This window comes from Paenibacillus plantarum (genome assembly GCF_013141695.1).
Taxonomy (GTDB): domain Bacteria; phylum Bacillota; class Bacilli; order Paenibacillales; family NBRC-103111; genus Paenibacillus_E; species Paenibacillus_E plantarum.
The window spans coordinates 95,010-119,059 of sequence record NZ_WHNY01000005.1; the positions used below are offsets into that span (position 1 = coordinate 95,010).

Sequence of the window (24,050 nt, forward strand, 5' to 3'; positions counted from 1 at the left end):
GGAGAACCGATGAAACTGGCGAGAACAAGAGCGGATCTCCTGTTTGATATCTGCAACTATACGCTCATCTCTATTCTGGTGTTGTTAGTTTTGTATCCGCTTTATTTTGTGTTGACCGCGTCTGTAACAGATCCTGATCTGGTATATTCCGGGAAGCTGCTATTCTTTCCTGAACATATAACCTGGGACGGTTACAAACGGTTGCTTGCCGAGTCCTCCATCTGGATGGGCTTCAGTAATTCGCTCTGGTATACAGTTACTGGAACGGCGATTAACGTCGTGCTCACGATCACGGCAGGGTACGTACTGTCCCGCTCGGATCTAATTGGTAGAAATGTGTTTATGTTCTTGCTTGTATTTACGATGTTCTTTGGCGGCGGACTTATTCCCAGTTATTTGCTTGTCAAAGAGCTGCACATGCTGGATACGACTTGGGCGATGATCATTCCGAATGCGGTTTCGGTCTTCAATGTGATTATTGTAAGGACATTTTTTCAAACCAACATACCGGGGGAATTGCTCGAGTCAGCTCAAATGGACGGGTGTTCTAATCTCAAATTTTTCTGGAAAATTGCTATTCCACTTGCCCTGCCGATCGTAGCGGTGATCGTTCTCTTCTACGCTGTAGGACACTGGAATTCGTACTTCCAAGCACTCATTTATTTGAAAAGCAACGCCAAGCAGCCGCTGCAAATCATACTACGTAATATCTTGATTATGAATGAGGGCTCCGATATGCAGGGTATGCTCGATGGTTCGCAGGAGCAGCAGAAACGGATGGAGTTGATGAAATACGGTATTATAATCATATCCAGTTTGCCCGTTATGATTTTGTACCCGTTCCTGCAGCGGTATTTCGTCAAAGGCACATTGGTCGGTTCAGTCAAAGGGTAATCGCGTTTTCTTCGCTTACTATAGGCAGGTTCATTTCTTGCATTTCTTAATCAGAAAGGGGAAAAAAAGATGAAATACAAATGGTCAAAAGCTTCACTAGGATTAGTGTTAGGCATGTCAGTTGCGCTTGTAGGCTGCAGTTCAGACAAAGGTACACCAGAGGCAAGCGGCAAGTCGGAAGGATCTGTACCGTCCAATATGAACGTGAGCGGCTTCCCGATCGCCAAAGAGAAGCTGACGCTAAATATTGCGGGGTTTAAGCCGCCTTCAGGCAAGGATTTGAACGACTACAAGCTATTCCAGGATATAGAGGCTACGACAAACCTTCATATTAATTGGAATTTGACCCCGGGCAGCAGTTGGACAGAGAAGAAGAACCTCTTGTTCGCCGGCGGCGAGCTGCCTGACGCTTTCTATGCGCACGGTATTCTCAGCGAAGACACGGATATTGTGAAGTACGGTTCTCAGGGTATTCTCATTCCGCTTGAGGATTTGATCGAGAAATATGCCCCTAATATGAAGAAGATTCTGCAAGATAATCCGACCTATAAAAAGCAATTAACCGCGCCTGATGGGCACATTTATTCGTTGCCTACGATCGACGAAAGCTATTCGCGGACGAAATCGACGATGTTTATCAATAAAAAGTGGCTTGATCAATTAAAGTTGCCTATGCCGACAACGACCGACGAGCTTTATAAAACGCTAAAAGCTTTTAAAGAGAACGATTTAGGCGGTAACAGCAAGAAGGATCAAATCCCGCTATCGTTCCTACAAAACTGGAACAGTGATGTCAATTCCTTCTTCGGCGCCTTCGGACGAATTGATCGCGATGTACATAAAGCGGGCAATAATCACCTAGCTGTTGAAAATGATAAAGTTATTTACACGGCGGTACAGCCGGAGTACAAGGCGGCCATTGAATATTTCAACAAGCTTTTCGCCGAAGGCTTGGCAGATCCAGAAAGCTTTACACAGGACGGCAAGGTGCTCACGGCCAAAGAAAGCAAAGGGCTTGTAGGCGTCGTGTTCGATTGGAATCCAGCCAACCAGGACTATGTATCGCTACCGCCGCTGAAAGGACCTAACGGTAAGGATCCGGTATGGGCGGAATATGCAAACGGTATTTTGCTGCGAGGTTCATTCGCCATTACGAACAAGAATCAACATCCGGAAGCAACGATTCGCTGGATTGACTACACCTATGATCCGAAAATTTCCATGCAAATGAGCAGAGGGGTTATCGGAGGCGACAGCTTAAAAGAGCGCTCGGATGGTAAATACGATGCGATTGCCCTTCCGCAAGGAGCTAACTCGGAAGACTTCATGAAAGTGCCGCCAACCGCTTATTCTGTCTGGGCACTCACCAAATCTGTCAGCGATAAGGTCGTGCCGCCTCCACAGACGTCAATTCGCTCGAAGGTCGACATCGACAATCTATACGGCAAGTACCTGGTTGACAATGCGTTCCCGAAAACGTATTTCACGGCAGAAGAAAGCGATCAGATTTCCCGCTACTTGACGGACATCGATGCCTACGTAAGTAAAATGTACGCGAAATGGATGCTTTCCGGTGGTATCGACAAAGAGTGGGACGATTATGTGAAAAAGCTGAACGACATGGGTATGGATAAAATGGTAAAAATTTACCAACAAGTTTACGATCGGTATAAATCAACGAAATGAGTGGGAAGCCGAACATCATTGTGATACTGGCCGATGACATGGGGAGTTGGGCTCTAGGCTGCGCGGGCAACAACGAAATTCACACTCCGAATCTCGATCGGCTTGCAGCCGAAGGGATGCGATTCGATCATTTTTTCTGCACGTCGCCGGTATGTTCGCCGGCGCGTGCTTCTATATTGACTGGCCGTATGCCGTCGCAGCACGGCGTTCATGACTGGATTTGCTCGGGCAATGTGACTCGGAGTGAATTGCGGGAAGAGGTGCAAGGCAAGCCGATTTTTGCTGACGAGCGTACAGCTATTGAATATTTGGCTGGTCAACTGACCTATTCGGAGCTGTTAGCCGAAGCTGGTTATGCTTGTGCTTTGAGCGGGAAATGGCATCTGGGCGCAAGCGCGGTCCCGCAGAAAGGCTTCGAACGCTGGTTTTCCATCGCCAGAGGCGGATGCTCGTATATGAAGCCTGATATGGTGGAAAATGGCGAGGTTACACTAATGGATGGCTATGTGACAGATTTGATTACGGATCGGGCACTGGACTTTCTGAATGAAATTTCCCAGCAAGACAATCCTTTTTATTTGAGTGTTCACTATACAGCCCCACATTCTCCTTGGGATCGCTCTGAGCACCCAGAGTCCTATGTGTCCATGTATGAGGACTGCCCGTTCGACTCTGTTCCTGAGCTGCCGCTGCACGTGAATCAAATCACTTCTGCACCGCATGGCGAAGGTGAACGCCGTAAGGAGTTGCTTCGCGGCTATTATGCATCTGTTACGGCTATGGATGATGGCATCGGCAGAATCATCGCAAGGCTGGAGGAACAGGGATTAAGGGAGCAGACACTCATTATTTTTACGGGCGATAACGGTATGAATATGGGGCATCACGGCATTTGGGGTAAAGGCAATGGAACGTTCCCACTCAATATGTTTGATACGTCCGTTAAGGTTCCCGCCATCTTCAGTCACCCTGGCGTAATCCCTGCCGGAGTTGTTCGTAGTGAACTGGTTAGTCAATATGATTTGTTTCCTACGCTGCTGGCCTATGCGGGATTATCCAATCCCGATCCGTACCCGCTGCCGGGTCGCAGCGTTCTTTCGCTATTGCGAGGAGAAGAGGACGACGGCCATGAGGATATTGTCATTTATGACGAATACGGACCGGTTCGTATGATCCGCACCCAAGCTTGGAAATATGTGCATCGTTATCCTTACGGTCCACACGAGTTATATGATTTGAACAATGATCCGAATGAGGATGTGAACCGGATTGATGATGCCGCATGCGAGTCGGTGTTGAAAGATTTGCGACGAAGACTCGGGGAATGGTTCGGGAAATACACAGATCCAAGCAAGGATGGCCGGATTGCACCCGTGACAGGAAACGGCCAGTTAGCACCGCTTGGGGTGGGGATTACCGAAGGCAGCGCCTTTAAGTAACACAAGTGGGAGAGATGCAGCAATGAAAAGACCTAACTTGGTCTATGTGTTCCCAGATCAACTGAGGCAGCAGTCACTGGGCTTCATGCATGCGGATCCGGTCATCACGCCGAATCTGGACGGTTTTAGCCAAGAAAGCTTGGTGCTCGATAATGCGCTTAGCAACTTTCCAATTTGCAGCCCTTACAGAGGCATGCTATTTACGGGGAAATATCCGTATTCTACTGGGGTTATTGCAAACTGCAACAGCAACCGAAATGTCTACGGCGTATATCTGAAAAAATCCGAGCGTTGCATTTCCGATGTGTTGAGTGAGCAGGGATTTGAGACGGGCTACATTGGGAAATGGCATCTAGATCCTGTAGAACCATCCCAAGCGTCTCTGACAGAGGGGTTCAGAGAAGACGGCGTGCTGTGGGACTCATATACGCTGCCAGAGCGGAGACACAATTTTCACTTTTGGCATGCTTACGGTGCTAGTGACAATCATCTGGATCCGCACTACTGGGAGAATGAAGATGCTATTGAGGACAGGCGGAAGCCAGGCGAATGGTCCGTCAAGCATGAAACCGATGTAGCTGTTCAATATATTAGGAATGCAGATGGCAAGTATCGGGATAACGATAAGTCCTTTGCTCTATTCGTTGCTTATAATCCCCCACATCCGCCCTTCGATCAGGTACCTGACAACTATGTGGCAATGTATGAAGGAAAAAGCGCTGAGGATTTATTGGTTAGACCGAATGTGACCGATCAAACGCCGGAAGCGTTGTCACGTATCGGATCCCGTCCCCACGATGGCTTGAAGTATGGCAAGGAACATGTTAAAAATTATTTTGCGGCCATTACAGGGGTTGACGATCAGTTCCGAAGAATCTTGGAAGCCATCGAACAAAAGGGGATAAAGGACGATACGATTGTTGTCTTTACATCAGACCATGGTGATATGATGGGGAGTCATAACTTAGCTGGAAAACCACATTGGTATGCGGAGTGCTTTAAAGTCCCTTTCTTGATTAGGTATCCGGGGAAAATTAAACCTAGCCGAGCAGATTTTATTTTCAATGTTCCGGATATTATGCCGACTTTGCTAGGCATGATGGGGCTTGCCGATCACATCCCTGATGATTGTGAGGGAGATAACAAGATGGGCTATTTCTACGGGGTCGAGCATGGGGAGACAATAGGCTTATTCATTAATCCGTTTACGAATATGCGGGGTTTGAAGACTAGGCAATACACGTTTCTAGTTAGCAAAAACTATGCAGAGCAAGAATCTTATCTGTTATACGATGATTTGAGCGATGAGTATCAGTTGAACAATATCGCAAATGAACAGGAAAACATCCATGTTGTACAGGCGTTAAGAGATCAACTGGATGTTGCTTTGGCAGCGACTCGGGATATATGGAATGATTAGTCCACCTAGGCACGCTGCTGATCCAATTCGTTACCCAAGGAGGAAAGATGGATGTTAGCTAACCAAATGCTGCCCTCGCCACGATCAGGTGGATTCCGAATGGATGACTACTGGGTATGGTGCGGTTCTGTTGTGAAGGGCGAGGATGACCGCTATCATATGTTTGCTTCCAGATGGCCTAAATACCTGCCGATGCATCCGGGCTGGCTAGTCGCGTCAGAGGTGGTGCGAGCCGTTTCGGACACGCCTGAAGGACCTTATCAATTTGAAGAAGTGGTTCTTCCTTTCAGAGGAGCGGAATACTGGGACGGCAGAAGTACGCATAACCCGCATATCGTGAAGCATCAGGATACGTATATTTTATACTATATGGGGTCCACGCACCCATTTATGGATGTATCGCCTGAAGAGGCAGAGACCTATGATCTTCATGATCCAAGATGTATCGTAGCGCGAGCCAATAAGCGGATTGGCATTGCTGTTTCCAAGAGTGTATACGGGCCGTGGGAACGCATGGACTCTCCTATCTTACAGCCAAGACCGGATAAGTTCGATAATTTCTTCACCTCTAATCCTGCGCCGTGCATTCATGAAGATGGATCCGTACTTCTGGTGTATAAGACTAGAACCTACAAATCTAGGCCGTATTCTACCTTTTTACACAGTCAAACCATGTCGTTTGGGGTTGCGAAGGCCGATCATTACAGGGGACCGTATACGGCTTTAGCAGATGAGACTGTGTTTCCAACAGATAAATTCTGCTTGGAGGATCCTTTTATTTATCAGGTGCCCGGCGGCTATGAAATGATCGCGAAGGATATGATTGGCAACATTTGCGGTGAATATCATGGCGGAATTCTGGCAAGTTCACAGGATGGGATACACTGGGAAGCTCTTGAGGGAGAAAAGTCATACTCTCGGAGTATCAAGTGGGATGATGGCAAGGAACAGGTCATGGGGAGCCTGGAGCGGCCGTTTATTTTATTTGAAAATAATGAACCCACCCATATGTTTTTTGCGACAGCTGACGGCCCTGGAGAATTTACAAGTGCCGCGAATACATGGAATATGGTCATTCCTTTGAAATAGGATGAATAAGGTTAGGGCATCAAATACTACATACAAATCACATAAGAGCGTTGAAACGGCAGCCAGCATTGGCTGCCGTTTTCCATGGGAAGCTGATTTGGTTATGAGAGTGTCATCATATACCTATCGGATGTCGTTATAAACCTATAACATTGCTCGCGCCATTTTTTATAATTAGAGGAGAATGAAGAATCAGGAATGCTAGGAGGTTTACTAGGATGATGTTGACGAATTGGCAGGCAAAGTGGATATGGGGCGAAGGGGAAGAGAGCCCGAGGAATGAATGGAGATGCTTTCGCAAATCGTTCACGGTTCCAGCTGGTGAAGGTGGAAGTGACGGCTATTCACTCCGAATTACGGCGGATTCGAGATACGTTCTTTATGTGAATGGCACGCAAGTCGGGCGGGGGCCGGTTCGTTCTTGGCCTTTTGAACAGTCTTATGATACGTATGAAATTGGACATTTGCTGCAACCAGGCGAAAGCAATACGGTAGCAGTTTTCGTGAACCATTTCGGCGTTGCAACCTTTTACTATGTGCGAGGGCGCGGTGGATTGTTGGCGGAATTGAACGATTCCGAGGGAAATGTGCTCGCAGCGACGGATGCTACGTGGATCACTTCTTTACATCAGGGGCATCATACCCGCTCATCGCGAGCATCCTGTCAGCACGCCTTTGCGGAATATGTGGATGCCTCATTATGGGATTCGGCATGGACAGGGCAGGTGTATGACACGGCAGACTGGACGAGTTCCGTTGTGCTCGGCCCTGTCGGCATGGAGCCATGGATCGCGTTAAAGCCGCGTGACATACCGCTGCTGACAGAGGAAATCATTGCACCCGTTCGGGTTGAATCACTTGCGAAGGTAAAGTCATTTCAAGTCACTGCGACCCTTGATGTCCGTAACGCTTGGATAGACGGAAGTGAGGATCATGCGAATCGCATTCGATTTCTAGGCTACGCAGCAACCTTGATTCGTTCCACCCAAGCGGGTCAGGCAACTATAGGGTTCTTTCAAGATAGGGAGTGTTTAAAGGCACTGTCTCTGAATGGCGAGTGGATCGATAGTGCTCAGATGTACGGCTCTGCTCCAGAACGCTATGTCGATATCGACCTGCAAGCAGGAGACAATCTGCTGTTCATCGACGTGTCGAGTGATATTCATACGGGTAAGCTCCAGATCGGCTTATATGCGGAAGATGACAATGTAGTGTCGTTTCAAGCACCTGCCCCATCAAGTAGCGAGCTGACTTCGGAATGGCTGCGAATTGGACCATTTGACGCTGTTGAGCTGCTGGATCACCAACACGTGCGTACACTGGATTGGGAACATCCTGCCTATCTGGAGTTCCGCGACAAGGTGAGAAGTGTAGAAGATTTGCGCGCATACCAAGAGTGGATCAAGCCGATAGATTCTAAATATGTGTCTGAGGTTGATGTGTTCGTTCTGAGTGTTTGGAGAAAAGAAAACATTCGGTACGCTGTTCCTGCCCAATTGCAGAATGCGGTCATTCCGCACGCTGAAGCAGCGATTGTACCTGTATTTGAAGGATATGATACCGAGGTACTCTTCGATTTAGGGAAGGAATACTCCGGTTACTTAAGCTTTGAAGTAGAAGCGGATGAGGGCGTTGTACTGGATTGGTATGGCTTCGAATATATGTCTGGTGAGTACAGGCAGGATATGTTCGGGCTTGACCATACGCTCAGATATGTATGTAAGGCTGGCCGTCAGCGTTATGAAACACCGATTCGCCGAGGTTTCCGGTATGTTTCTCTAACTGTACGGGGTGCGCAGAAACCGATCAAGCTCTATAGCGTCAACATGATACAGAGTAATTACCCTGTAGCGGAAGTAGGACAGTTTACGTGCTCCGATGAACTCCTGAATGATATCTGGGAAATCTCCCGGCACACGACGAAGCTATGTATGGAAGATACATTCGTAGACTGTCCGGCATATGAGCAGGTATTCTGGGTGGGGGACAGCCGGAATGAGGCGCTTGTCAGCAACTATCTATATGGGGTGCAGGATATTCTCAAGCGCTGTTTGAGGCTTGTGCCAGGTTCCAGTCACCAAACCCCGCTATTCGCGGACCAAGTACCGAGCGGGTGGAGCAGTGTGATCCCGAACTGGACGTTCTTCTGGGCGATTGCTTGTGCGGAATACTATGAACAAACTGCGGATGAAGCATTCGCTGCAGAGATGTACGGGCATATCCAATTCACCTTGCAACATTATCTAGCGAAGATCGATGATCGGGGTCTCTTTGCAGTCAAAGGCTGGAATCTGCTCGACTGGTCGCCGATCGATCAACCAAATGACGGCATTGTGTCTCATCAGAATATGTTTCTCGTGCATACCCTTAGAGTTGGAGCTCGTATGGCTCGAATATCGGGGGATCAAGCGGGAGCATCTTCGTTCGATGAAGCGGCACTAAATCTGGAGACAGCGATCAATGAACATCTCTGGGACGCTGACAAATTGGCGTACATCGATTGTATCCATGCCAATGGAAGGCGCTCCGATGTGCTGAGTATGCAAACACATGTTGTAGCTTCGCTAACGGGTGTAGCACAAGGTGACAGGAAAGCGATCATTGACAGCTACCTTGTGTCCCCGCCGGACAATTTTGTCCAAATTGGCAGCCCGTTTATGTCGTTCTTCTATTATGAAGCACTAGCTAAATTAGGAGAAGTCGAACGTGTGCTTGGGGATATTCGTCATAATTACGGTATGATGATTCGAAATGGGGCGACAACTTGCTGGGAACAGTATCCTAATTTTTTCGAAAATCGTGCGAATCCCGACATGCTTACGCGCAGCCATTGTCATGCTTGGTCTTCCGCTCCGGCGTACTTCTTGGGAAGGGAAGTGCTTGGCGTACGAAGTCTCGCACCAGGTTGGACAGAGGTGGAAATCGCGCCAGTACCAAGCGGTTTGACGTGGGCGAAGGGCAGTGTCCCGCATCCTGCTGGGGGAAGAATCGACGTGGCTTGGACACTGGACGAATCCACCAAAACGATAGTACTTCACATCAGTTATCCAGAGAGCATAGCTGTTCGTGCTTCTGTGCCTGAAGGCTACACAGGCATCATACATGAAACAAAGCTAGCGCTTCTATAGCAGGCAAGGGGTTGTCTCCTATGTATATTACATAGGGACAGCTCTTTTTTTGACTAAACTTTAACGCTTCGCGAATGATAAGAAAATAAGATTTGGTCCTCATGCGGGAGCACCTGTCTGTGTAGGATTGGTCAGCGGCACGAGGCTTCTGTCCAATGTCTACGAATACGAACTCGGCTGCGAGGGCCGGATCCTTCGCTGTCCTTGGCACGGCTGGGAGTTCGATCTGACGAACGGCAAGCATTTGGCGGACCCGAACGTGAAGTTGCGTGGCTTTGAAGTACTCGTTGAGGTCGGGGAACTCTATATAATGTTAGCATCATAGTATTGAAATAAACTGTAGAGGTCAGAAAAAACCGGAGCCCCATGAGTACTAGGGGGTCCGGTTTAAAAACTGAAAGCCAGATACATGTGGTTACTATTTTATCTCCGTCTCCGTTTTCTCAAAACCGATATAGTTGCCGTAAAGTTCTTCTAACGCAACCCCTACATGTTTGTGAGACTTTTGACCTTTCAAATCCGATTTTGCACCGTCACGTAGAGATCTTGCTCTCATGGACGAAGCAACAACTAGCGAATACTTGCTACCAATTTCAAGTAGTTTATCAATTGAAGGATATAACATTCAATCTACCTCATCCATTGTACGATTTTTTCGCTACTTTAATCATTATGTCCTCTTTAATAGCTATTTAACTTCCTTTTTCAACTTCGTCGTACATTTTGCTTCTCTTGTATGCTTCATATAATGAGCCTCTAGGTTGGTTCGCGATTTTTGGAACACAAAAAAAGAATCTAAAGATAGATCTTTAATTCTTTTGGGAGAAGGGAGTGTATTTTCAGAAAATTCAAAATAATATCCCGTTATCACTATAACATGACCATTTTTTCTTGTCAATTTATTGACTCCCCCATACATACCCTGTATATTTATGGAGGGGGTGTATGTGTGTCAGTCATACGCAGTAAATTAAAAGAAGTCATGGAAAATCACGATCCTAAATTATCGATACGTAGGCTCGCTAAAGAGATTAACTACCACTTTGACTCCGTTCGTCGTATGTATAAGGATGAGATGGTACAGTATCCTAGGGATTTATTGCTAAAGCTTTGTCTGTATTTTAATGTCCAGCCTGGGCAGCTCATTGGCATCGAAATGGATGAGGAAAGTGATTGGACGATAGATGCTTCGATGGATTATCAGGAGGACGTCAATGACAAGGAAATCGATTAAAATGGAGAGAAAGTCATATTAGGAAGAGTTGAGGAACGGGATAGTGAGTTCTATCAAGTCTTCTTTTTTTACATGCAAGAATCAGATTTGGAGTCCCCGAATAGGAACGAATTGGTTTTCATTAAAGTTTGACTAGATTTTATGGTCATGTTATAATCAATTTGACAAGAATTTATGGTCAAAGAGAGCAGGAAACAAACAAATGAGTAAATTTATTCAATTGAACAAGCGCACTGGTGAAACAAAGTCCCACATGAATCAAGCAAGAAAACAGGGACGCATCCCCGCTGTGTTGTATGGGATTGGTAAAGATACTTTGTCTGTAGAAGTAAATGAAAAAGAAATGCTGGATATTTTGAAAAAACATCCACGAGCTATCCTACAAGGCAATACATCCGATGAGAAAGTAATTCCGGTCATTGTTCAGAGCGTCCAAAAGGATGCGATGTCGGGCAATCTGCTGCATATCGACTTTCATCATGTGAATATGACTGAAATTATGGATAGCAAAGTTACTATCCAGTTTTCTGGAGAGGCAATCGGGGTTAAATCCGGTGGGGTTCTGCAGATCGAAATCTATGAAGTAGAAGTGCGTTGTATGCCTGGTGATTTGCCGACTTCCATGGAAGTGGATATCAGTGGCCTTGATACTGGCGACAAGCTTCTCGTTTCCGACCTGATCTTCAAGGATGGCATTGAAGTGTTGACGGACGCGAATACGGTTATGATTCAAATCAAAACCGTGCACGAAGAAGTCGAAGCAACAGCTTAGAAATAATTATCCCCTTACCGCGGAGAGTATGTAAGTTCATGAGGAGCTTACATACTTCCTGCTGTAAGGTTTTTTTGTTTTTTTTACCTCATGTTTCTTCTGAAAAGCTTAATTTACATGGGTTTTGGTGGACATATCAAAGTTAACATCTTCAATAAACTCGATAATTTCCCCATTGGGACTGTGAATGATAGCGTTCTTTATTCGAAGAGGAGGCTCACCAAGAGAAAGATGTGCCGGCTCTATAAAAGCCTTTGCTCCATGAGCAAGGGCTTTTTGAAATATTTCATCTACATTATCCACATAGAATGCGAAATGTAATAACGCTCCGTGAGCGATATCTTCTTCAGAGGAAGCTTTTTTCCCTTGGGCGGGAATGACTGCATCGTTATCAAAGACCTCAATACAGGTTCTTTGGTCAGGTGAAACCAGCATGGAAGCTTCTTTAATTTGAAAAGATGGCAAACTCCAATGATGACCTAACTTGAACCCTAAAACTTCAATATAGAATGTAATAGTTGCTTTATAATCGTTGGCTTGGATTGCTACATGTGAAAGGCCTTTTACGCTCATCTATCATCGCTCCCTTATTTGATAGATTAATTATAGTTACAATAAACCAAGATATACATACAGAAGGTAAGTCTTTTGTAGTAATATGGTTATTGAATATAAGGTATTTTGATTAAATTGGTTTATTTTATTTAATTGGTTCAGGGGGTTCTTGAGATGGATTATCTTATCGATGAAATGGATAAAAAGATCATGGCATTACTTCAGCACAATGCACGAAAGTCCATTTCTCAAATCAGCAAAGAGGTTTCGATGTCGCAGCCATCCGTTAAAGAAAGAATTATCAAGTTGGAAGAAAAAAACATCATTTCTGGATATAACACTGCTTATAATTTACGGGTTATGAATCGAGGTACGACCACATTTATTCTAATAAAGACAGAGCATTGCCAAGAGATTACTAATTTTTGTGAAAATGCTAGAGAAGTGACTGATTTATATCGCATTAGTGGAGAATATAATTATCTCATTAAGGTACAAACCTCATCTATTGAGGAACTTGCTGAATTCCAAGATTCCCTTATAAAGTTCGGACCTTCAAAGTCTCATATCAGTTTGAAAAATATACTTGAGAACAGGGTTATGCTCTAACGACATGAATATTTCGAAGAACCCAACTTCCTGCTCAATCCTTCGCTCCGTGCACAATTCTCCACTGGTTCACAAACGCGTCCTCGAGAATAACATCCTGGTTCACAGCTTGCAGCACGTAGTTTCTATAGTCTGAGGCTGTCATGCCCTCTTGAGCTTGAAATAACCGAGATAGATAGGGCAGACTCCAACCAACGCGGTTCGCGATCTCGCTGACAGTCAAATTCGTAAACTCAAGCCACTCCTTTACCTTGAGCAGCCGAACATTCTGATGATATCGGATCGGCGTCATTCCCGTATGGTTTCGGAATAGTTCGATAATGTAATGGGGATGAAAATTAAATTGATCGGCCAGTTCTTGAAGGGTGATTTGGCGTTCTAGGTTCTCCTCCAGATAAGAAGCCATCCGAAATGGCTCATGTTTACCAATCACCATGCCGCTCACGGATGGGGAAGGAACCAGCAGGCCGAGTAGTATGCTTTTAAACCAAGTATCGATGCGTAGTAAAGAAAGTGGGTCTAGGGTAATCTTCATCCCATGCTGTTTCATGGAGAGTTTAAATATTTGTTTCAATTCATGCAAAGTATCTTTGGCGTATTTTAGCACCTGTAAGAATGGAGGCAGAGCCTCAGAGAGTCGTGGATCGGTTACAGCAAATTTGAAGTCGAGTGTAATGGTTTCGCGTTCGAAAAGAAAACCGTGCTTGGTTCCTGCAGGGATTAGGCAGCAATCTTGCTCGCTCAGTTGATGCAAGGAGTCATCCGTCGTCAATTGGATCGCACCTTCCAGTACGACAAGTAACTGGTTAAAGTTTGTATGAGCATGTTCGGAAACGACGCTGTTTTTGGCATAGTCGATCCGTGCTGTCCATAACATTTTGATCTGGCTGTCGCGCAACGCTTCACTCATTCTCGGGTACTCCCCCTATGGAATTGCCTCATGACCTGAATATCGGTTAAACATACTTGAATAAACGGCATGGAGGCCACATCCGCACTTATACTACAATAAAAGTGTAGATTTGCCAATGAGCTGATGAAGGTGAGGGAACGGAAATGGTTAGAAAAATGACAGTGCCGTTAATGGAGCTAACAGATGAAGTGGGAACAGGAACGCAACAATGTGCAGTTATGGAGAATATTGGTGAAATCGTAATTAAGCGTGCTTATATACCGGAACCTGCGGATCATGAAGTGCGAGTTAAGATTAAATGGGTCGGGATATGCGGCAGTGATGTTGAAGTATTCAGAGGAGCCCGGGAACCGGAGTTTATTTCTTATCCGACTCGTCTCGGTCATGAAGTGGCCGGAATTATCGATAAGGTCGGTAGCCGAGTTATTGGTGTAAAAGAGGGAGACCAGGTTGCCTTGAGGTACGTTTGGGGGGCTTTCGCCGAATATGTGTGCTGCAGTCCTTTCTCCGTCAAAGTGCTTCCCAAGGATTTCCCTCTTCTCGAAGGCTCGCTAATCGAGGTGCTGCCAGGTGTGCTTCACGCCGCTGAGCTAGGTGACATCTCCCCGAACAAAAATGTGTTGATCATGGGACAAGGGGTCAGCGGCCTTGTGATGACGCAAGTTATCGCCTTGTTCAGCCCCCGTAATTTGGCTGTAACCGATCTCTTCGACGAGAAACTCGAGCTAGCCAAAGCTTACGGAGCCACGCATACGTATAAGCTGACGGACGAGCATGCGCGAACAATGGACTTTGCCAGCGCTGATTTTCCGGAGGGCTTCGATGTCGTGATCCCGTGTCTTCTAGAGGGAGACGGGATGGTGGATGCCATCGATGCGGCCGCTCAAAATGGCAGAATTGTCATGTACGGCTGTATTGGAACATGCCGGAAACCGGTTGAATTCTTTAAGGTGCACAAGAAGCGGCTGGACATCTTTTCGACAGAGCCGAAGCGGGACATCGATAATCGGAGATACTTCGAGGAAAGCTTAAGGCTCGTTCTAGATGGGCTTGTGAACACAAAAGACATGATTACGCATGTATTGCCCTTGGAGGAAATCACGCAAGCCTTTAAACTGCGCAACGAGCATCGGGGAGATATTATTCATGTCATGGTCGATTGCGAGACCGTGGGTAGACAAGAATAGACATGTCATGCTCTTACGACATGAAAATACCTACAACGAAACCTTGTTAAATCCAAGGTTTTTTTGTGCTTATGGGGATATTACGCTGAATGCTCCAAGCGTCTAGGTCAACCATAGCGTTCATATCAGCCGAATTTTTGATGATATATTTGCGATTGGCATCTGCCGTAAAATAGACTTTGCCTGTATTCGACTGGATAAATAACGATTGGAGAGGGGGAATATGAAGGACTTTGCGCCAGAGATCAGGCGAACACATACGTACAAGTTGAAAAGGAGGAGAGAGCTGAACATGGTCTTAACACAGCGAACGATGAAGTGGCGTTGGTTTGTTTATTTATTGATCTTATTTCTAATATTCAGCGGCATGACGTTTGGGCCGAGGGCGGCTAGCGCATCCACCGCATCGTTTATGGGCACAGACACGACTACGAAAGGCAATTGGGTGGGCGCTTACGGCAGTGAAGGATATGTACTGCCCTATTACACGACAACTGCGATGAACTACAGGGAAACGCCGCCTGCCGCCGACGTCGCGCAACTGCCGACATATGTGAGCGCTTATGCAAAATCGGGCTCTAACTATTGGGTTTCTGGCAATCAGGCCGATCCACGCGGCCTGCAATCGCCGGATGGCAGCACGCGCAAACGATTCACAGTGTATACGTACGGCACGATGTCCTTTTCGTTTACGCTATCTGATAACGAAACACATCAATTCTCCGTGTACACAACCGATTTTGGGTCGACGGAGTCTATTCAGATGGGGTTTGAATTGCGCGATGCAGGCGGAACGGTTCTCGATTCCCGAACGGTTTCGACGATCAACGGCGGTAAATACGTGACTTATCGTGTACAGGGCAGCTTCAAGCTGGTCGTTACCTTGCAGGCAGGTACGCAGGCAAATGCGCAAGGATTTTTCTTCGATGCGCCGGGGCCGGTATGGCCTGAAGGAGGAGCGGCTTCGGCCACAAGTGTAAGCGCTACCAGCGCAACTATCAACTGGCCTGTGGCAATTGACCCAGATGGCGTGACGGGGTATCGCATTTACAAGAACAACGCACTGTTGGATACAGTCAGCGGATCGGTCTATGCCTACAACGTGACGGGCTTGTCGCCAGCCACCACTTACACGTTCGCTGTCGAGCCCGGCAATGGCAGCAGCTTCTGGGGCAGAAAGTTGGCGGTGCCGGTGACTACGGCCATAGAATCAGATTCTGTAGCGCCTGTCTGGCCGTCCGGCAGCGCATTGACCGCATCGCAGGAGACCCCTGCCGGGGTTCATCTGGCCTGGAACGCCGCAACTGACAATCGAGCTGTTACCCAGTATCGTATCTACAGAGACGGTACGCAGCTTGCAACTGTCGGGAGCGGTGTCTACGCCTACGATGTAACCGGCCTTGCGCCGGAGACCGCGTATACGTTTCACGTGCAAGCAGGTGACTCAGCCGGCAACTGGAGCGGTGATGGACCCTCCGTAACGGCCATGACTATGCCTGCTCCGACCTACTACTTGGGACAGGATACGGTTAGCAAAGGGAATTGGATCGGTACCTATGGCGGAGACGGCTACATTCTGCCGTTCTTTTCAGCAACGTCCGCATCTGGCAAAGACGCGACGACGCCAGCCCACATCGCCAGTCTCCCATCGTATGTGAGTGCTTACTCGCTCGGAGGCAGCAACGGCTATAATGTCGTGCAGAATCCATCTACCGACGCGCGTGCGCTCCTGATGCCGGACGGCAGCATCCGCAAAATGCTGACGGTCTATACGTACGGGACGTTGACGCACTCGTTTACGCTGACGGACAACAATCTCCATCAGGTAAGTTTTTATACGACTGACTTCGGTTCACAGGAAGTGAATGTAGAAAAGTTTGAACTGCTAGACGGAAGTGGAAATGTATTAGATGCTCAGACGGTCGATACGATTAACGGCGGCAAATATGTCTCCTATCTAGTGAGAGGCAGCTTCAAACTGCGGTTTACGAAGCTTGCCGGAGCACAAGCGAATGTGGAGGGGATCTTCTTCGATACGCCGCTTGCGCCAACCGTGTCAGATCTGCAGGCTATGAACGACGGCATACGTCAGGTGGCATTGTCTTGGGTGAGTGCCGGAACCGACGATACGATCGTTCTCCGAAAAAAGCAGGGCGATGCTGATTTTGCTCGAATCGCGAAGGTAAGTGCAGGCGTGCACGGGTATGCCGATTCCAGACTAGAACCTGGCGTCGTCTATCAGTACGGACTACGCAACATCCGCCAATACCGCTATTCAGACATTGCGGTGCGCGCATCAGTTACTATTCCCGCGTACCAGGCGACAAGCCTGACATTTGAAGACACATCGCTCGTAGTCGATCGTCCGAATGAAATCGTTCAGCTACGCGCTGTGCTGAAGGACAGCATAGGTGCTCCACTTGTAGGCAAGCCGGTTGCGTTTGAGTTAGCAGGCACTTATGTCGGCTCACATATTGATCCCAACGCTGGCTCCGGAGTAACGGACGAAAACGGTGTGGTTACGGTCGAGTATACGCCGTTGTTTGCTGGTTCTTACACGATTAAGGCTGTTTTTGCCGTCAACGATATTCTGTTGCTAAACGCGAGCACGGACACGATTCCTCTGCTCGTTCATTTGGAGGATTGGGAGCAGCCACCCGTTGTGCTGCGCTTTTCTGACGCGGTCGTTCCGGGCACGCTGTTTACCGTTTCCGGCTACGGCATGACGCCATCCGCCGTCGAAGTCGCCATCGACGACTACGCGCAGCTAGGCGCCAGCCCGCCTTCCGCAGGTGCCCGTACGCTCGATATCGTTCAGACGGACGATCAGGGAGCCTTCGTCGTATCGCTTTTACCAGAAGATATGGCCCCGGGGTCATATGCTGTATGGATTCGCAACGAATACGGCTGGAGCGAAGCGAAGCCGCTTAACGATCCGCGTCCGCAGTTTATTTCCGAACGGGAAGCGTTCGAAGGGCAGCAGATCAAGCTTGTTGGACGCAATTTCGACGCGAGGGAGTTTGGAGGTGCGTCCGCTGACACAGCTGTTAGACTGAAGAGTGTTGCTGGCAGCGTATACGAAATGCCGATTGTTGAGCTGAACCCGTTCGCCGTCACCTTTGCCATCGATCAGGCTCCGCCGCAAGTATATTGGGTCGAGGTACGCAACAGCGTAGACGGTAATTGGGTGCGGTTGGGCAATGGCCAACAGCTAACCGTTACAGAAGCTGGCGACGATCCACTGGGCCTTGGCGTCGCTTGGGCAAAGAATTTCCAATGGAGCAATGTGTACAATGTGGCAGATTACGGGGCGACGGCCGATGACACAATAGACGACACCGCTTCGGTGCAAAGCGCCGTCGATCAGGCGCATACGGAAGGAGGCGGGGTCGTATGGTTTCCGGACGGTACATACCGGATCGCGAAGATTTTGCTGCCAGCAGGCGTTGTTCTGCTAGGGGAAAGCCAAGAGAACACAGTGCTTGCTTATTCCGGCACGAGCACCGGCATGTTGATCGTTTCGTCCGGCGACGGCCAAACAGCCGGTCATGCGGGTGTAGCGCGAATGAAGCTGGATGTCTTCAATCCGTCCGTGTATCCCGATTTCTTCATCTGGCTCGGGCACTCATGGGGTGCTGCCGTTACGGACAACGCCCTTCGAACCGCCAGTGAGCTATTCGTCACGGAAGTCACGATCGATGCTCCCTTGGAAGAGCAAACGGGTCGGGCGAACGGCGTCGGATTTATCGCCAATGAACGCACGTTGTTCGTCGGCAATTCCTTTAAAGGCAGGGCGGCGACAATCGCGACCGGCTACGTCAACGCCTACAGCCAGGTTCGCAACAACATCATCGAATATGCGAGCGGAGCAACCAATATGCTCGCCCGTTACGTGATCGTTGAAAACAACCGGCTCATCGGGCATCCGGAGCAAAATACAGATACACACGGGGTCAACGTCAAATCGGATTACTATGTGTCGAACAATGTGATTCAAGGTATTGGAACGCTGGATCACGCGAACAACGACGGCGAGATGGTACTGAACGAATCGCCTAGCGGTACCTTTAATTATGGTGAAGTTTTAGGCGCTTCGGGCACGGAGCTGAAGGTGGCGACCGTCGTCCCGCTCAGTGTTGGGGCGACCGTGACTGGCAACGTCTATAGCTTCCCGCATCGCTACGGCCGGTTGGCAGTCGTTATCATGGCGGGACGGGGAATCGGGCAGGTGCGTGACGTGGTGCAAGTCACTGGGAACACGATTTCTGTCGAAACCCCTTGGGACATCGTGCCAGATCGGACGAGTAAATTTTCGTTCATTGTTCCGAACGCCAGAGGGACGGTTTACCGAAATACAGGCATGGACAGCGGAGGACCGATCTCACTGTATGGTAACTCCTTTGATAACGTCGTAGCTGACAATATGCTGACCAACACAGGCGGAGCAGTCACGTTCGGCTTCAACTCACTTGTGCAGCACCGTTTAAACAACACCTATTTCGTCAGGTTTGACAATAATACCATTATAGATGCGTTACCTGGAGCCGTCTTCGGACTCGGTCTGCAGGCTGATAATACCGGCTATGCGGTAATGGCATACGGCAGTGAATTCCGCAACAATCGAGTTGTTGCCGATCAGAATGCCGATGCGTCAGGCTTGTTTATCAGGACAGTGAAAGGCAACACATTCGACGTACCGGTCGTCAGGAATACGCTGATCGAAAATAACCAGTTTGTTGATTTGAAAACTGGTATTTCATTGACGCAGGCGATCTACGGCCAGGTACTGAGCGGAAATAGCTTCGTAAGTGTCACGACGCCGATCGTTGACGCTGGCTCGCTCAACACGGTCACAACCGGGAACGCTTATGCGGACGTGAGGGCGCCCTATTGGTCGGCGGGCAGCAACGAACTGTCTGTCATTGACGTTACATCTACGGAAGCGCAATTGATTTGGCCATCGGCGACCGATACGTCGGGTGCGGCGATATCGTATCGCATCTATGTAAATAGTTTGCTTCAAGATACCGTATCGAACATCAACACTTACACGTTCAACGACTTGCTGCCGGGCACGGCCTATACGTTCCGAGTAGAAGCCGTTGACGTTGCAGGAAACGCAGTTCGTGACCAATTGACCGCATCCACTGTTACGCTTCCTTGACCTTAAGACAGCACCCCCGTACTTTCGGTACGGGGGAAAGCTGTATGTGCAGCGGTTCAAAAAAATGATGATTGAAATGAAATCCGGCTTCACTTACGGTTGAATGCGGATACAAGACTGGAGGAGGAACAGAAATGTCGCGTAATTTGGCTACTATAATCGGGCAGGTCTCGCAGGCGACGAGGCGGATGCCAATGGCGGAATGGAACTGGAGTGAAGGCGTTGCACTGTATGGTTTAGTTTCGTTGTGGAAGGCAACGAAGGACGATTCGTTGCAGCTGTATTTAAAAACGTGGATTGACGATCAATTGGAGCGAGGACACGTGTTCGAAACCGTCAATGCAACGGCGCCTTGCTTTTCGTTGATCGAGCTATATGTCGCTTCGGGCGAAGCACGTTACGCAGATATCATCAAGTCGAGGACTGACTTTCTCCTGCGCCGTGCAGAGCGGCTTGCGAATGGTGCGTTTGAGCATACGCTCGTGGAAACGAATTTTGGCGGGCAGATGTGGGTGGACACGCTGTTTATGGCTGGTCTATTTCTTGTGAAGGCAGGGCTGTTATTCAATGATCGGGAAGCGGTCGACGAAGGACTTAACCAATATTTCCTGCATGTGCGTCATTTGCAGCAGGAGAACGGTCTGTATTATCACGGCTGGGATGAGCGCAAAAACGGCCCAATCGGCTGCTTGTGGGCGCGGGGCAACGCGTGGGCGGCCATTGTGTCAGCGGAGCTGCTAGTTCTGCTTCCGGAAACAGAGCCTAGACGGAACGCGATTAAGGATTCCTTGGACCGGCAATTGGCAGGTTTGTCGCGCTACCAGGATGTCTCCGGTTTATGGACGACGGTGATCGACGATCCGAAAACGTATTTAGAAACATCTGCAGCCGCCGGCATTGCCTATGCTGTGAAGCAGGCGCTTCGCTACGGCAACGTGGAAGAAGCGTACGTGGAGATGGCTAATCGAGCTGCGCGTGCCGCGCTTTCACACGTGGATTGGGAAGGGGTGTTTCGCGGTGTGTCTGCCGGAACGGGGGTACAGAAGCATGCTGGCGAATACCATGTCATTGCGCAGCACCGCGCAGAAGGCTACGGGCAAGGTTTGTTGCTGATGCTGCTGTCGGCGATGCTGGAAGAAAGCGGTAGAGCACCCGAAAACCAACGGCAATAGGGAACGTACATGCATATTGCACGGTCTAAACAGTGAAGCGCAAGGAGATTCCCATATCGAATCCAACAAAGAGTCCTGGGTTTCCTGGGCTCTTTGCTGTTCATAGCGCCCGGAATCGGCATCATCTCTGTGTTATCAGTCAGACTACTGATTCCGAAAAGATGACGATGCCGATGAAAGCGTTCTTTTGGTATAATAAAGCCGAAAAGCCCATCCATTTTGGAACTAAGAACGGTGATACGCCTATGAACCTTGTTCGTAAACTTATTCGACAACGACAAATCGCCTTACTTTTGCTCTTTTCTATTATACCAGTGCTCGGTTTCGGGACGTTCAGCTACTACACGAGCCTTCGCCTAATCGAAGCGGAAGTGAAGCGGACGTCTGAAGTGGCAATCGCCCAGATGAAGGAGCAGGTGGACCAGTTGCTTCGGCAGATCGAAGAAGTAACGGGACAATTCTCGCTGCAGGCGGGCATGCTTCAATTTGTCAAAATTCAAGAAACTCCGTTGCTCGGCACGCTGCAATCGGTCAACGAGCTCAGACGTGAGTTAGCGAATTTCTCATCTTCAATCCATGCGGTCGACTCGGTTTATCTCTATCACCGAAAGCAGCAGCTTGTGCTGACGTCGAATTTACTGTTCGATCTGAACAGTTTTCCTGATTCGTCGTGGTTGCCGACGTTGCGGCAAGCGGGGATAGAACGCAAATCAAAGCTGTGGATCACGCCTCGTGCAATGGGCGGCGATGCCGGCAAAAGCCTGGAAGCACTAACGTATTTGCTCCCGTTGCCATACTTCTACGAGGAGCCCGATGCGGCACTTGTCGTCAACGTCAAGACTGGCGTGATCGCCGACATGATCCGCTCGTTTCCGTTTGACAGCCGGGGCGGCTTGCTCGTCTTTTCGCCAACGGGACAGACGATCGTGGAGGCAGGCAAGCTGCGTCTTACGAAGCCCGACGCGATCGGCGCGTTACTGGCTGCCGGGTCTTCGCCCGAAGGCAGCCTGCCGGTCAAGCTGGACACGGAGGCCGGTGAGATGTACGTGACGACCGAACGGTCTGCGGCATACGGCTTTCTCTACGCTATGCTGATTCCCGCGGAGGCGGCATCACACAACGCGCAGCTGCTCAAGATCTGGATCGTTGCCGCTACCGTGGCGCTATCGTTATTGTCGCTGTTTGTCGCGTATTTTAATGTTCGGCGATTTCAAAGTGGCTTACGGAGCATCTTCCTAACGCTGCGCGGCAAGGGCGAAGTGAACGGAGATGAAGATCAAGAATCGTTCGACGCTGACTATGCCGCGGGCTTTACTCGGATTGAGAGTGGCATTGCCGCGCTACTCAAGGAAATGGGCGACGTGCGCTCACAATGGAGCAGCCAGCTGCCGGTGCTGCGCGACCATTTCCTGTTATCTGCGCTACTCGGTAACAACGCCGGCATGGACCCATGGCTGCGTCAGAAGCCCGTCGAGACGCCTCTCTTTCCGGATCCGGTTTTCTGCGTGCTCGTGGCGGAGATGGACGCGACCGGCGAGAACGCCCGCTTTCGCAGCGGTGAAGATTCACGGCTGTTTCTGTTTGCTGTGGCTAATATCAGCCAGGAGTTGATGAAGGACAAGTTCGCCACGGAAACGGTCGTCTCTCGCCAGCATGTGGCCGTCATTCTAAACATGCCGCAGCATGAGACCGAGCGAGAGACGGTCCGTGCGGCGGAGACGATTCGTTATGCAGTTGCGTCGTACTTGAAACAAACGGTGACGATCTCCGTTGGCAGGCCTATCACCGATTTCGGTGAGTTATCTGTTTCGTATCAAGACGCGCTGCATGCGCTGCAAGAAAATTGGCCGAAGGCAGGCAATGAGGTAGTACGTGGAAGCCAAGAGCAGGAGGCGCTTGTCCCCGTACCGTATCCGGCAGAATGCGAAAGCGCGTTGCTGGCGGCAATCCGCGAAGGCAACCGAGTGCAAGCTGCGCAGGAACTGAACGCCTTCTTCGATGGGCTGAATGGCAGTCGTCTTCCCTTTGCGCTGATTAAAACATATGCAATGCAATTGCTCGTTTCCGTGATCCGGTTGCTGCAGGAGTATGACCCCGACCTTACGAAGACGTTTCCGGGACGGAGCCTGTACGCCGAATTTGCCCAGTTGAACGCTTCCCCTTCGATGTGCGAATGGTTCAGCGAAACGGTCTTTGCACCGGGGATCGATTTTCTGAATGGGCTAAAGCGGCTGCGGATGGAAATGATCATGGAGCGGACGAAGAAACTGATCGAGGAACGGTACGCACAAGACTTGTCGCTCCAGCTTGTTGCTGATCAGCTCAGTATCAGTCCGTCGTATTTGAGTGAGCTGATCAAGCAACATTGGGGGGAAACGTTCATCGCTTATGTCACACGCTACCGGATCAGCAAAGCGAAAAGTCTGCTGCTTAAAACCGAGTTGAACATCGCCGACATCGCAGTTGAGATCGGTTATGGCAATGCCACGCATCTCATTCGGGTATTCAAAAAATCGGAAGGTATGACGCCGGGCGAATATCGCTTGCAGAGCCGTTCCTGATTGCGCGAAATGCGCCGCAGCCGCCAAGGCTTCGGCGCATTTTCCGTTTCAGTGGTCACGAAAATGTGACGATTGCGTTGATATCGTAAGCGGCCGTAAGCTGATGACATCGGCAACCAATGGACAACTGATGCGGCTGTGGGTCAAACGTCCGCAACTGGCATTTCCGAGCCGTATGAGGAACGAAAGGACATCGCAATACACGCAGGTCATACAAAAAGGAGGAT

General features: G+C 49.0%; 17 protein-coding genes. 14 read left to right on the forward strand and 3 right to left on the reverse strand.

The features are described from left to right. Nucleotides 1-9 precede the first annotated feature (9 nt). From GC096_RS01755 to GC096_RS01785, 7 genes are all read left to right on the forward strand, one after another. A complete protein-coding gene (locus tag GC096_RS01755; protein ID WP_171628590.1) occupies nt 10-894 on the forward strand; it encodes a carbohydrate ABC transporter permease in 885 nt (294 codons plus the stop codon). A 69-nt stretch (nt 895-963) separates the two neighbouring features. Next, nucleotides 964-2,580 (forward strand): type 2 periplasmic-binding domain-containing protein, encoded by a 1,617-nt coding sequence (locus tag GC096_RS01760; RefSeq protein ID WP_171628591.1) that lies wholly within the window; start codon nt 964-966, stop codon nt 2,578-2,580. After that, nucleotides 2,577-4,019, forward strand: a complete 1,443-nt coding sequence (locus tag GC096_RS01765) for a sulfatase family protein (protein ID WP_171628592.1) — start codon at nt 2,577-2,579, stop codon at nt 4,017-4,019. The genes GC096_RS01760 and GC096_RS01765 overlap by 4 nt, the downstream gene beginning before the upstream one ends. Before the next feature lie 22 nt (nt 4,020-4,041). Further along, nucleotides 4,042-5,439 carry a sulfatase family protein gene (locus GC096_RS01770; RefSeq protein ID WP_171628593.1) on the forward strand — a complete coding sequence of 466 codons (1,398 nt, stop codon included), beginning with the start codon at nt 4,042-4,044 and terminating at the stop codon, nt 5,437-5,439. A gap of 51 nt (nt 5,440-5,490) precedes the next feature. Further along, nucleotides 5,491-6,528, forward strand: coding sequence for a glycoside hydrolase family protein (locus GC096_RS01775; protein ID WP_216626002.1), 1,038 nt, complete (start codon nt 5,491-5,493; stop codon nt 6,526-6,528). 218 nt (nt 6,529-6,746) lie between these two features. Then, nucleotides 6,747-9,656 carry a family 78 glycoside hydrolase catalytic domain gene (locus GC096_RS01780; RefSeq protein ID WP_246302518.1) on the forward strand — a complete coding sequence of 970 codons (2,910 nt, stop codon included), beginning with the start codon at nt 6,747-6,749 and terminating at the stop codon, nt 9,654-9,656. 127 nt (nt 9,657-9,783) lie between these two features. Continuing rightward, the gene (locus GC096_RS01785) at nt 9,784-9,981 is read left to right on the forward strand and encodes a Rieske (2Fe-2S) protein (protein ID WP_216626003.1); all 198 of its coding nucleotides are present in this window, start codon (nt 9,784-9,786) and stop codon (nt 9,979-9,981) included. A 93-nt stretch (nt 9,982-10,074) separates the two neighbouring features. Here the strand turns inward: GC096_RS01785 and rpoZ are convergent, their stop codons facing one another. Beyond that, on the reverse strand, nt 10,075-10,281 hold the full coding sequence (gene rpoZ / locus GC096_RS01790; RefSeq protein WP_171628594.1) for a DNA-directed RNA polymerase subunit omega: 207 nt from the start codon (nt 10,279-10,281) through the stop codon (nt 10,075-10,077). Nucleotides 10,282-10,605: 324 nt separating this feature from the next. Between rpoZ and GC096_RS01795 the strand changes: the two genes are divergently transcribed. Beyond that, the gene (locus tag GC096_RS01795) at nt 10,606-10,890 is read left to right on the forward strand and encodes a helix-turn-helix domain-containing protein (protein WP_235550500.1); all 285 of its coding nucleotides are present in this window, start codon (nt 10,606-10,608) and stop codon (nt 10,888-10,890) included. A gap of 202 nt (nt 10,891-11,092) precedes the next feature. After that, nucleotides 11,093-11,662, forward strand: a complete 570-nt coding sequence (locus GC096_RS01800) for a 50S ribosomal protein L25 (RefSeq protein ID WP_171628596.1) — start codon at nt 11,093-11,095, stop codon at nt 11,660-11,662. Between the two features lie 108 nt (nt 11,663-11,770). Here the strand turns inward: GC096_RS01800 and GC096_RS01805 are convergent, their stop codons facing one another. Beyond that, nucleotides 11,771-12,235 (reverse strand): VOC family protein, encoded by a 465-nt coding sequence (locus tag GC096_RS01805; RefSeq protein WP_171628597.1) that lies wholly within the window; start codon nt 12,233-12,235, stop codon nt 11,771-11,773. Between the two features lie 156 nt (nt 12,236-12,391). Here GC096_RS01805 and GC096_RS01810 point away from each other — a divergent pair, with 156 nt between their 5' ends. Next, nucleotides 12,392-12,826: an Lrp/AsnC family transcriptional regulator gene (locus tag GC096_RS01810; RefSeq protein ID WP_171628598.1), complete on the forward strand. Its 435-nt coding sequence runs from the start codon at nt 12,392-12,394 to the stop codon at nt 12,824-12,826. Nucleotides 12,827-12,860: 34 nt separating this feature from the next. Here the strand turns inward: GC096_RS01810 and GC096_RS01815 are convergent, their stop codons facing one another. After that, a complete protein-coding gene (locus GC096_RS01815) occupies nt 12,861-13,736 on the reverse strand; it encodes an AraC family transcriptional regulator (RefSeq protein WP_171628599.1) in 876 nt (291 codons plus the stop codon). Nucleotides 13,737-13,882: 146 nt separating this feature from the next. Here GC096_RS01815 and GC096_RS01820 point away from each other — a divergent pair, with 146 nt between their 5' ends. From GC096_RS01820 to GC096_RS01835, 4 genes are all read left to right on the forward strand, one after another. Continuing rightward, nucleotides 13,883-14,926, forward strand: coding sequence for a zinc-dependent alcohol dehydrogenase (locus tag GC096_RS01820; RefSeq protein ID WP_171628600.1), 1,044 nt, complete (start codon nt 13,883-13,885; stop codon nt 14,924-14,926). 292 nt (nt 14,927-15,218) lie between these two features. Beyond that, nucleotides 15,219-20,090: a fibronectin type III domain-containing protein gene (locus tag GC096_RS01825; protein WP_171628601.1), complete on the forward strand. Its 4,872-nt coding sequence runs from the start codon at nt 15,219-15,221 to the stop codon at nt 20,088-20,090. 134 nt (nt 20,091-20,224) lie between these two features. Further along, on the forward strand, nt 20,225-21,262 hold the full coding sequence (locus GC096_RS01830; protein WP_171628602.1) for a glycoside hydrolase family 88/105 protein: 1,038 nt from the start codon (nt 20,225-20,227) through the stop codon (nt 21,260-21,262). 173 nt (nt 21,263-21,435) lie between these two features. Next, nucleotides 21,436-23,823 carry a helix-turn-helix domain-containing protein gene (locus tag GC096_RS01835; RefSeq protein ID WP_171628603.1) on the forward strand — a complete coding sequence of 796 codons (2,388 nt, stop codon included), beginning with the start codon at nt 21,436-21,438 and terminating at the stop codon, nt 23,821-23,823. The last annotated feature ends 227 nt before the right edge of the window (nt 23,824-24,050 follow it).

Bases quoted from the DNA above. Each gene is read 5' to 3' on its own strand.
- GC096_RS01755 (WP_171628590.1), top strand. From the start codon at position 10: ATGAAACTGGCGAGAACAAGAGCGGATCTCCTGTTTGATATCTGCAAC.
- GC096_RS01760 (WP_171628591.1), top strand. From the start codon at position 964: ATGAAATACAAATGGTCAAAAGCTTCACTAGGATTAGTGTTAGGCATG.
- GC096_RS01765 (WP_171628592.1), top strand. From the start codon at position 2,577: ATGAGTGGGAAGCCGAACATCATTGTGATACTGGCCGATGACATGGGG.
- GC096_RS01770 (WP_171628593.1), top strand. From the start codon at position 4,042: ATGAAAAGACCTAACTTGGTCTATGTGTTCCCAGATCAACTGAGGCAG.
- GC096_RS01775 (WP_216626002.1), top strand. From the start codon at position 5,491: ATGTTAGCTAACCAAATGCTGCCCTCGCCACGATCAGGTGGATTCCGA.
- GC096_RS01780 (WP_246302518.1), top strand. From the start codon at position 6,747: ATGATGTTGACGAATTGGCAGGCAAAGTGGATATGGGGCGAAGGGGAA.
- rpoZ (WP_171628594.1), bottom strand. From the start codon at position 10,281: ATGTTATATCCTTCAATTGATAAACTACTTGAAATTGGTAGCAAGTAT.
- GC096_RS01800 (WP_171628596.1), top strand. From the start codon at position 11,093: ATGAGTAAATTTATTCAATTGAACAAGCGCACTGGTGAAACAAAGTCC.
- GC096_RS01805 (WP_171628597.1), bottom strand. From the start codon at position 12,235: ATGAGCGTAAAAGGCCTTTCACATGTAGCAATCCAAGCCAACGATTAT.
- GC096_RS01810 (WP_171628598.1), top strand. From the start codon at position 12,392: ATGGATTATCTTATCGATGAAATGGATAAAAAGATCATGGCATTACTT.
- GC096_RS01815 (WP_171628599.1), bottom strand. From the start codon at position 13,736: ATGAGTGAAGCGTTGCGCGACAGCCAGATCAAAATGTTATGGACAGCA.
- GC096_RS01820 (WP_171628600.1), top strand. From the start codon at position 13,883: ATGGTTAGAAAAATGACAGTGCCGTTAATGGAGCTAACAGATGAAGTG.
- GC096_RS01825 (WP_171628601.1), top strand. From the start codon at position 15,219: ATGGTCTTAACACAGCGAACGATGAAGTGGCGTTGGTTTGTTTATTTA.
- GC096_RS01830 (WP_171628602.1), top strand. From the start codon at position 20,225: ATGTCGCGTAATTTGGCTACTATAATCGGGCAGGTCTCGCAGGCGACG.
- GC096_RS01835 (WP_171628603.1), top strand. From the start codon at position 21,436: ATGAAAGCGTTCTTTTGGTATAATAAAGCCGAAAAGCCCATCCATTTT.